Raw genomic sequence first — 7,346 nt, forward strand, 5'->3', positions numbered from 1 at the left:
AAGGCGCCAAGCTCTATCTGCCGGTCGAGAACATCGAGCTTCTGTCGCGCTACGGCAACGAGAACGCCAAGGTCGAGCTCGACCGCCTCGGGCAGGCTCGCCCGCGCCGCCGCACCCCCGAGCCCGAGCGCCTCGAGCACCGCCACCCCGTTCGGCCCGATCTGCAGCCCGGCCCCCACCTCGGCGAGCGCCGGCGCCTGCTCGAAGACGACCACCCGCGCCCCGCGCCGCGCCAGCGCGACGGCCGCGGCGAGCCCGCCGATGCCGGCCCCGACGACCGCGACCTCGCGCCCGGCGAGGCTCACGCCAACCGGCCGGAAAGGCGCGCGGGCGCGCAGCGGACGAAAGACATGCGGGCCACCTCCTCGCGCCATCTGACACGGCGCGGGCGCGGGCGGAAAGCCCCCTCAGCCGCCGGCGTCGAGCAGGCGGCGCGCCTCGGCGCGAACCGCCTCGCCGCGAAGCGCGAAGGCCTCGACCTGCGGCTGCCCCCGCCCGCCGCCGGCCAGCGCGACCGGCGATCGCCCGCCGACCGGCCGCAGCGCCGTCACCATGCCGACGAGCCGCCCCCCTGTGTCGAGCAGCGGCCCGCCAGAGAAGCCCGGCCGCGCCCCCGGCAGCCAGACGACGAGCCCGGGCCCGAAGGCCGGCAGATCCTCGCTCGGCTCCAGAACCACCCCGGCAAGCGTCCGCCGCGCGCCCGTCCCGCCCTCGCCCGCGTCGATCCCGGTCGCCGTCACCGCCATCCCCGCCACCGTCGGCGCCTCGGCGATCTCGACCGGCGGAACGAAGCCCGCCGGCACCCGCAGCAGCGCCAGATCCATGCGCGGACTGAGCGCGACGAGCCGCCCCAGCACCCGCGCGCCCCCCTCGCCCGAGGCGAGCAGCTCGACCTCCCCGCCGATCCCCAGCCCGCGCACGACATGTCGGTTGGTGACCGCGACCCCCTCCTCGATCAGGAAGGCCGATCCGACCAGCCCGTCGTTCACCACCACCGCGTGCCGGTCGACCGGCGCCGGCGCCTCGCCGGCTACCGCCTGCCCCGCGACGAGAACCGCCGCGACCAGCCACCCCGCCCAGCCCCGCCGCAGCCGCCCGCGCCGGGCGCTCCTCCACCCGTTCCCCATGCCGTCCCCCTCGCCGGCGCCCTGCCCCCGCAGGCCGCGCCCCGCCGCCGATCCTCGCCCGGACGCGTTGCCGAACCGCTAAGGCGCGGCGGCCATATCCCTCGAATTGCTGGTTAAGCCCGGCGCGTCTGGACGCCGCCCGGCCGGTTGCCTAGAACGGCCGCGACAGCAGCCCAGGGACCGCCATGCGCATTCTCCTCACCAACGACGACGGCATCAGCGCGCCCGGCCTCGCCGTCGCCGAGGAGATCGCGACCGAACTCGCCGGCGCGGACGGCGAGGTCTGGACCGTCGCCCCCGCCTTCGAACAGTCGGGCGTCGCCCACTGCGTCTCCTACGTCCGCCCGATGCGGCTCGAGCGCCTCGGCCCGCGCCGCTTCGCGGTCGAGGGCTCGCCCGCCGACTGCGTCCTCGCCGGCCTGCACGAGATTCTCAAGGAGACGCCCCCCGACCTTATCCTCTCCGGCGTCAACCGCGGCCACAACGTCGCGGAGGACACGCTCTACTCCGGCACCGTCGGCGGCGCGATGGAAGGCGCGCTTCACGGCATCCGCTCGGTCGCCCTCTCGCAGTATTACGGCGCGCCCGGCGGCGACGCCGACCCCTTCGAGGCCGCCCGCGTCCACGGCGCGGCGCTGCTGCGCAAGCTCGTCGCGACCCCGGCGCCGACCCGCGACCCCTACGCCGTCTTCCACAACGTCAACTTCCCCGCCCTGCCGGCGGCCAGGGTGCGCGGCACCCGCGCGACCTTCCAGGGCCACCGCCACGCCCCGACCTTCGGCGCCCTGCCGCACAAGGCGCCTAACGGACGCACCTTCCTCTGGCTGACCAACAGCCCCGGCAACGCCGACAGCCCGCCCGGCTCGGATTCGCGCGAATGCCACGACGGCTTCATCACCGTCACCCCGCTCGTCGCCGACCTCACCGCGCACGCGCTGATCGAGTCGCTTGCGAAATCCCTCGGTTAGCGCGAGGCTCGCGCCCATGCTCCCGGCCGAACAGCAGATGCAGTTCGTCTTCACCCTCCGCTCCCGGGGGGTAACGAACGCGGAGGTGCTGAAGGCCATGGAGCAGACGCCGCGCGCCGAGTTCCTCGAGGGCATCTTCCAGGAACGCGCCTACGAGGACACGCCGCTGCCCATCGCCTGCGGCCAGACCATCAGCCAGCCGACCGTCGTCGGCCTGATGACCCAGGCGCTCGAGGTCACCCGCCGCTGCAAGGTGCTCGAGATCGGCACCGGCTCCGGCTACCAGGCCGCGATCCTCGCCCGCCTCGCCCGCCGGGTCTACACCATCGAGCGCCACCGCCGCCTCGCCCGCCGCGCCCGCGAGCTCTTCCAGAAGCTCGGCCTGCACAACATCACCGTCGTGCACGGCGACGGCTCGCTCGGCCTGCCCGAGCAGGCCCCCTTCGACCGCATCATCCTGACCGCCGCCGCCGAGGATCCGCCGCAGCCCCTGATCGACCAGCTGCGCGAGGGCGGCATCATGGTCCTGCCGGTCGGCCAGTCGAACGCGGTGCAGACCCTCATCCGCATCGAGAAGACGAGCCATGGGCTCGAATACACCGACCTCGGCGCCGTCCGCTTCGTCCCCCTTGTGGAAGGGGTGGCCCAGGACGTACTGGATTGACCGGGCAGCAAGAAGAAACGGGAGCAAGCCGATGAGCGACGCACGTTCGCGGCGGAGGGGTACGCCCGCCGCCGTCCTCGCGACCCTCGCCACCCTCTCGCTCGCGGCCTGCGGCGGCTTCTCGAACCCACTCGCCCCGGATCCCGCCTCGGGCCCGGCCGCCGCGCCCGCCGGCCAGACGGTCCCGAACGCCCGGCCCGACTCGCGCGGCGTCATCACCTACGCCAACTACCAGGTCGCCGTGGCGCGCGACGGCGACACCGTCGCGACCGTCGCCGCCCGCGTCGGCACGACGCCGGGCGAGCTCGCCCGCCGCAACGCCCTGCCCGAGGACACCATCCTGCGCCCGGGCGAGGTGCTGCTCCTGCCCGACAGCGTCCCGCGGCCGGACGCCTTCGGCGCCGCCGGCCTCGACACCGGCGCCATCTCGAGCCAGCCGCTCGGCTCCACGGCGGGCACCGCCGCCGCCCCCGCCGACAACCCGTTCCGGAACGGCCAGACCGAGCCGCTCATAGACCCGGTCCGCCACCGCGTCGAGCCCGGCGAGACCGCCTACGCGATCGCCCGCCTCTACGGCGTCTCGGTGACCGCCCTCGCCTCCTGGAACGGCCTCGGCCCCGACCTCGCCGTCCGCGAGAACCAGGAGCTCCTCATCCCCATCGTCAGCGACGCCAACCGCATCTCCTCCTCGGCGGTGATCGACACCCAGCCCGGCCAGGGCACGCCCATCGCTCCGCCCCCCAGCGCCGCCGCCCCGCTCCCCGCCGACATCACCGCCGCCGTCGAGCCGGAATCGCCCAACCTCGGCGCCCTGCGCACGCCCCCCGGCGGCCGCCTCTCGCCGCCGGTCGCCGGCGGCATCAGCCGCCCCTACGACGGCGAGCACGGCGTCGGCTTCGCGGTGCCCGCCGGCACCCCGGTCAAGGCGGCCGCCGCCGGCGAGGTGGCGATGGTCTCCAAGGCCCTCGGCGGCCTCGGCGACATCGTGCTGCTGCGCCACAAGGACGACCTCATCACCACCTACACCTCGCTGACCGGCGTTCGGGTGAAGGAGGGCGACCGCGTCAGCGCCGGCCAGACCCTCGGCCTCCTCGCCGAGCGCGACCGCAACGAGCTCCAGTTCGACGTCTTCCGCGGCGTCGAAAGCGTCGACCCCACCCCCTACCTCCAGCGGTAGGGGGCGCACTTCCGGACCGGCCCCCGGAGGGGGAACTCATGATCAGCGGCGGTTTCCAGATCAGGCAGGAACGTAGGTCAACCTGATCACGTCCTCCCCGATCCGGTCGCTGGCGACAAGGCGGAGCGGCGGCCGAGGCCCCGCGAAATATGGCTTGCCCTGACCAAGCACGACGGGGTGCAGGTAGATTCGATACTCGTCGATCAGGCCAAGTTCGGTGAGACTTTGCGCCAGGATCGTGCCGGCAACTTCGATCTCCCCGTCGCGCCCGGCCTTCAGCTCGCGGATCGCGCCCTCGAGATCGTCCCCGACCAGCTCGGCGTTGGGACCGACCGACGTCAACGAGCGCGAGACGACCCATTTCGGCTGCTTCCGCCACGCCGCCGCGAAGGCGCGTTCGTCCGCATCCCACTCAGGATGATCGTCGTCCCAGTAGCGCATGACCTCATACATCCGGCGACCGTACACGCTGCCCGCCTGTCCCTCGGCCTCCTCGATGAAGTGGCGAAAGAGTACGGGGCCCGGCGCGAACGCCATGTGATCGACGTAACCGTCCAGCGACTGGTTCATTCCGAACACGAGCTTGGCCATACCGCCCTCCCTTTCGCTGGCACACTTCCCCGCAGGTCCGATTGCGTTATGCAATCGGCCACAAGCTAGATCGACTGATTTCGAATCGCAATCGGTTTTTGCGCAGGAACACCGCGCGCTCCGCCAGCCCGATCAAGGACGAGCGTCCGCCTGGCGCACGCTCTCCGCGTGACTCCGTGGCGTTAAATCAATCCCGACTCTTTCAGTCGCAATACGCTTTCCAGACGCATCCCATATGCGTCCCAGATCGAAAGAATCCCCGTAAACCTTTGCCGCCTCAGCGACTCTTCAGCGTCGAGGTGGCGGCGTCCGAGCAGGTCTTCCCCGCCCGGTCCGAGCGGGCATAGAGGCAGGCGAAGACCTGCGCCTGCCCGGCCGGGATGTCCGGGCAGAGGCTCTTTGCCGGCCCGACGCAGCTCGCCGGCAGCGGCGCGCTGAACGAGGGATCGAGCGCCCGGCGCACATAGCCCGGCGTCAGCGGGCTCTGCATCACCTGCTGCACCTCGCCGCGGCAGGCCCCGCCGAGGCTGCCCATCTCGCTCGCCAGGCAGGCCGAGATCCGCCCCCGCCCGTTCCGCACGTCGGAGCAGAAGCGCTGGATGTCCGGCGCGCAGGTGGTCATCAGGTCGGCCCGCGCCGGCGCCCCGGGCAGCGTGAGCCCGGCGAGCAGGGCGGCAAGCGGCAGCAGGCGGGATCGCGACATCTTCGGCAGCTCCGGCTGGAACGAACTCCCCTCCTCTACCCGATCCGCCCTCGCTTGCGAACCCCTTCCGCGCACGCCCCACCAGGGGCAGCGCCCCCTCTCCGCAAGAGAATCGCTTCAGGACCAACGGCTTGCCCAGGGCTCTGCGCGCAAGATCACGTTCGGTCGAGATGCCGGCGATCGCGGCCCGCGTCCGGGGCGCCCGCGCTCCGCGGGCGCCCCCCGCGCTTCCGCTAGCTCGACAGGCGTTCCTGGCAGGCGCGCAGCGCCGCGATGGCCTCGTCGGCATCGTCGAGCGGCACGATCACCCGCCGCTCGTCGCCATAGGTGATGGTGAGCGTGTCGTAGTCGCCGAGGTCGTAGATGAACTGGGCATTGTCGACCGGCACCGAGGCGCCGCCGAAGCCGGCCTCGTCCTGGCCGGTGAAGGTGCCGCGGAACACCCGGTCGCCGACCGCGAAGGTCGCCGGGATCGACTGCCCGGGCTGGATGCCCTCGGCGCCCTGCACGTAGATCGCGAGGAACCCCGACGGCGGCGTCGAGGTGGCGTTGATGCCCATCTGCACCTGCGAGGTCGGGTTCACGAAGTGGCGGGTGGCGAAGCAGCCGGGCCCCGCGTTCTCGTTCACCGCGATCTGCCACTCGCCCACGGTCTCGGACGTCCCGGCCGCTTCCCTCTCGACGGCGCACGCCGCGAGCGCGATCGAGGTCGCGAGAATCATCGTCGTCTTCTTCATGGCAGCCCCCTTGAAAAGCGGGCCGCCCGCACTGCCGGCGGTCCCGCGCCCGGACCCCGTGGCCGCCTCCCGATCACGGGTCCGCCACCGGGAACGCGCCTGCATAGCGCCGCTCCGCCGCCCCGATCAAGACCCGGCACGCGCCCCCCGCCCCTCCGAACGTCCGCCGCGGCGTCGGCACCGCGCGGCCCCTCCGGCCATGCGACCGCGCCGGTGCCCGATTCACCGGTCGAGATGCCCGAGGTCGCGCTCCGGATCGAAGGCGTCCCTGACCCGCTGCTTCAGCGCCTTCACGTCCGGAAACCCGCCGTCGCGCTTGCGCTCCCAGACCAGTTCCCCGTCCACCCGGATCTCGAAGATCCCGCCCGTCCCCGGCAGCAGCGCCACCGACCCGAGTTCCTCGCCGAAGGTCGCGAGCAGTTCCTGAGCCATCCACCCGGCCCGGAGCAGCCAGTTGCAGCGCGTGCAATAGGCGATCGTCACCGCCGGCTTGCCGTCCACCATTGCATCCTCCTCGCCGCCTGTCGCGCCGTTCATGGACTTTTAACCCGACGAATCCCTTCAGGCTCAACGGGATACCTATAGTTTCGCGTGCGAAATCCCCCTTCTGCACCTCACGCCCGCCCATAGCCCCCGCCTCCCGGCGTCTCCAGCCACCAGACGTCCCCCGGCCCCACCTCGCGCCTGTCCGCGCTCGCCAGCTCCTCGACCGTCCCGTCCGCCCGCAGGATCCGCGTCCGCCCCACCGCCCCCGGCCCGCCCCCATCGAGCCCCGGCGGCGGCACCACCCGGTGCCCGCTGAGGATCGCCACCGTCATCGGCGCCAGGAACCGGATCTTCCGCTCCACCCCGTCCCCGCCGCGGAACCGCCCCTCCCCCCCGGATCCCCGGCGCAGCCGGAACGCATCCAGCACCACCGGAAACCGCCACTCCAGCACCTCCGGATCGGTCAGCCGCGAGTTCGTCATGTGCGAATGCACGCCCCCCGTCCCCGGATGCCCCCGCCCGTCCGACAGCACCCCCGCCCCGGTCCCCCCGCACACCGTCTCGTAATACTGCAGCCGGTCATCCCCCCAGGTGGTGTTGTTCATCGTCGACTGCGCCGCCGCCTGCACCCCGAGCGCCAGGAACAAGGCCGAGGTCACCGCCTGGCTCGTCTCCACGTTCCCCGCGATCACCGCCGCCGGATAGCGAGGGCTGAGCATCGTCCCCGCCGGCAGGATCACCCTGAGCGGCTTCATCACCCCCTCGTTCATCGGAATGTCGTCGTCCACCAGGCAGCGGAACACATAGAGCACCGCCGCCCGCGTCACCGGCTCCGGCGCGTTGTAGTTCGTCGCCAGCTCCGCCGTCGTCCCGGTGAAGTCGATCACCGCCTC

At 72.6% G+C, this 7,346-nt stretch carries 10 protein-coding genes; 3 read left to right on the plus strand and 7 right to left on the minus strand.

Features of this window, described 5'->3' with window-relative positions; genetic code table 11:
• Together Q0112_RS04920 and Q0112_RS04925 are read right to left on the minus strand one after the other, a co-directional pair.
• Positions 1–305 (minus strand): FAD-dependent oxidoreductase (locus Q0112_RS04920; RefSeq protein WP_297972241.1); only part of this gene is annotated, 305 nt, incomplete at its 3' end.
• A 102-nt stretch (positions 306–407) separates the two neighbouring features.
• Positions 408–1,127 carry a serine protease gene (locus tag Q0112_RS04925; protein ID WP_297972244.1) on the minus strand — a complete coding sequence of 240 codons (720 nt, stop codon included), beginning with the start codon at positions 1,125–1,127 and terminating at the stop codon, positions 408–410.
• Between the two features lie 185 nt (positions 1,128–1,312).
• Between Q0112_RS04925 and surE the strand changes: the two genes are divergently transcribed.
• Genes surE through Q0112_RS04940 form a run of 3 tightly spaced genes read left to right on the plus strand, consistent with a single transcriptional unit; the run spans position 1,313 to position 3,936 of the window.
• Complete coding sequence (gene surE / locus Q0112_RS04930) at positions 1,313–2,095, plus strand: 5'/3'-nucleotidase SurE (RefSeq protein WP_297972248.1); 783 nt, start codon at positions 1,313–1,315, stop codon at positions 2,093–2,095.
• Positions 2,096–2,111: 16 nt separating this feature from the next.
• Complete coding sequence (locus Q0112_RS04935; RefSeq protein WP_297972251.1) at positions 2,112–2,759, plus strand: protein-L-isoaspartate(D-aspartate) O-methyltransferase; 648 nt, start codon at positions 2,112–2,114, stop codon at positions 2,757–2,759.
• A gap of 31 nt (positions 2,760–2,790) precedes the next feature.
• Complete coding sequence (locus Q0112_RS04940; protein ID WP_297972254.1) at positions 2,791–3,936, plus strand: LysM peptidoglycan-binding domain-containing protein; 1,146 nt, start codon at positions 2,791–2,793, stop codon at positions 3,934–3,936.
• A 60-nt stretch (positions 3,937–3,996) separates the two neighbouring features.
• On the opposite strand, the gene Q0112_RS04945 is transcribed toward Q0112_RS04940, so the two are convergent.
• The 5 genes from Q0112_RS04945 to Q0112_RS04965 all read right to left on the minus strand — a co-directional run.
• On the minus strand, positions 3,997–4,527 hold the full coding sequence (locus Q0112_RS04945; protein WP_297972256.1) for a dihydrofolate reductase family protein: 531 nt from the start codon (positions 4,525–4,527) through the stop codon (positions 3,997–3,999).
• Between the two features lie 277 nt (positions 4,528–4,804).
• Positions 4,805–5,230 (minus strand): cysteine rich repeat-containing protein, encoded by a 426-nt coding sequence (locus Q0112_RS04950; RefSeq protein WP_297972258.1) that lies wholly within the window; start codon positions 5,228–5,230, stop codon positions 4,805–4,807.
• A 233-nt stretch (positions 5,231–5,463) separates the two neighbouring features.
• Positions 5,464–5,967, minus strand: coding sequence for a hypothetical protein (locus Q0112_RS04955; protein WP_297972260.1), 504 nt, complete (start codon positions 5,965–5,967; stop codon positions 5,464–5,466).
• A 222-nt stretch (positions 5,968–6,189) separates the two neighbouring features.
• Positions 6,190–6,471 (minus strand): SelT/SelW/SelH family protein, encoded by a 282-nt coding sequence (locus tag Q0112_RS04960; protein ID WP_297972262.1) that lies wholly within the window; start codon positions 6,469–6,471, stop codon positions 6,190–6,192.
• A 110-nt stretch (positions 6,472–6,581) separates the two neighbouring features.
• Positions 6,582–7,346 (minus strand): hydantoinase B/oxoprolinase family protein (locus Q0112_RS04965; protein ID WP_297972264.1); only part of this gene is annotated, 765 nt, incomplete at its 5' end.

Source organism: uncultured Amaricoccus sp. (genome assembly GCF_937858865.1).
In the GTDB taxonomy this organism is placed as follows: domain Bacteria; phylum Pseudomonadota; class Alphaproteobacteria; order Rhodobacterales; family Rhodobacteraceae; genus Amaricoccus.

What these genes read in the sequence shown, in the direction of transcription:
- Q0112_RS04925 (WP_297972244.1), bottom strand. Translation starts at nt 1,127, where the DNA reads ATGGGGAACGGGTGGAGGAGCGCCCGGCGCGGGCGGCTGCGGCGGGGC.
- surE (WP_297972248.1), top strand. Translation starts at nt 1,313, where the DNA reads ATGCGCATTCTCCTCACCAACGACGACGGCATCAGCGCGCCCGGCCTC.
- Q0112_RS04935 (WP_297972251.1), top strand. Translation starts at nt 2,112, where the DNA reads ATGCTCCCGGCCGAACAGCAGATGCAGTTCGTCTTCACCCTCCGCTCC.
- Q0112_RS04940 (WP_297972254.1), top strand. Translation starts at nt 2,791, where the DNA reads ATGAGCGACGCACGTTCGCGGCGGAGGGGTACGCCCGCCGCCGTCCTC.
- Q0112_RS04945 (WP_297972256.1), bottom strand. Translation starts at nt 4,527, where the DNA reads ATGGCCAAGCTCGTGTTCGGAATGAACCAGTCGCTGGACGGTTACGTC.
- Q0112_RS04950 (WP_297972258.1), bottom strand. Translation starts at nt 5,230, where the DNA reads ATGTCGCGATCCCGCCTGCTGCCGCTTGCCGCCCTGCTCGCCGGGCTC.
- Q0112_RS04955 (WP_297972260.1), bottom strand. Translation starts at nt 5,967, where the DNA reads ATGAAGAAGACGACGATGATTCTCGCGACCTCGATCGCGCTCGCGGCG.
- Q0112_RS04960 (WP_297972262.1), bottom strand. Translation starts at nt 6,471, where the DNA reads ATGGTGGACGGCAAGCCGGCGGTGACGATCGCCTATTGCACGCGCTGC.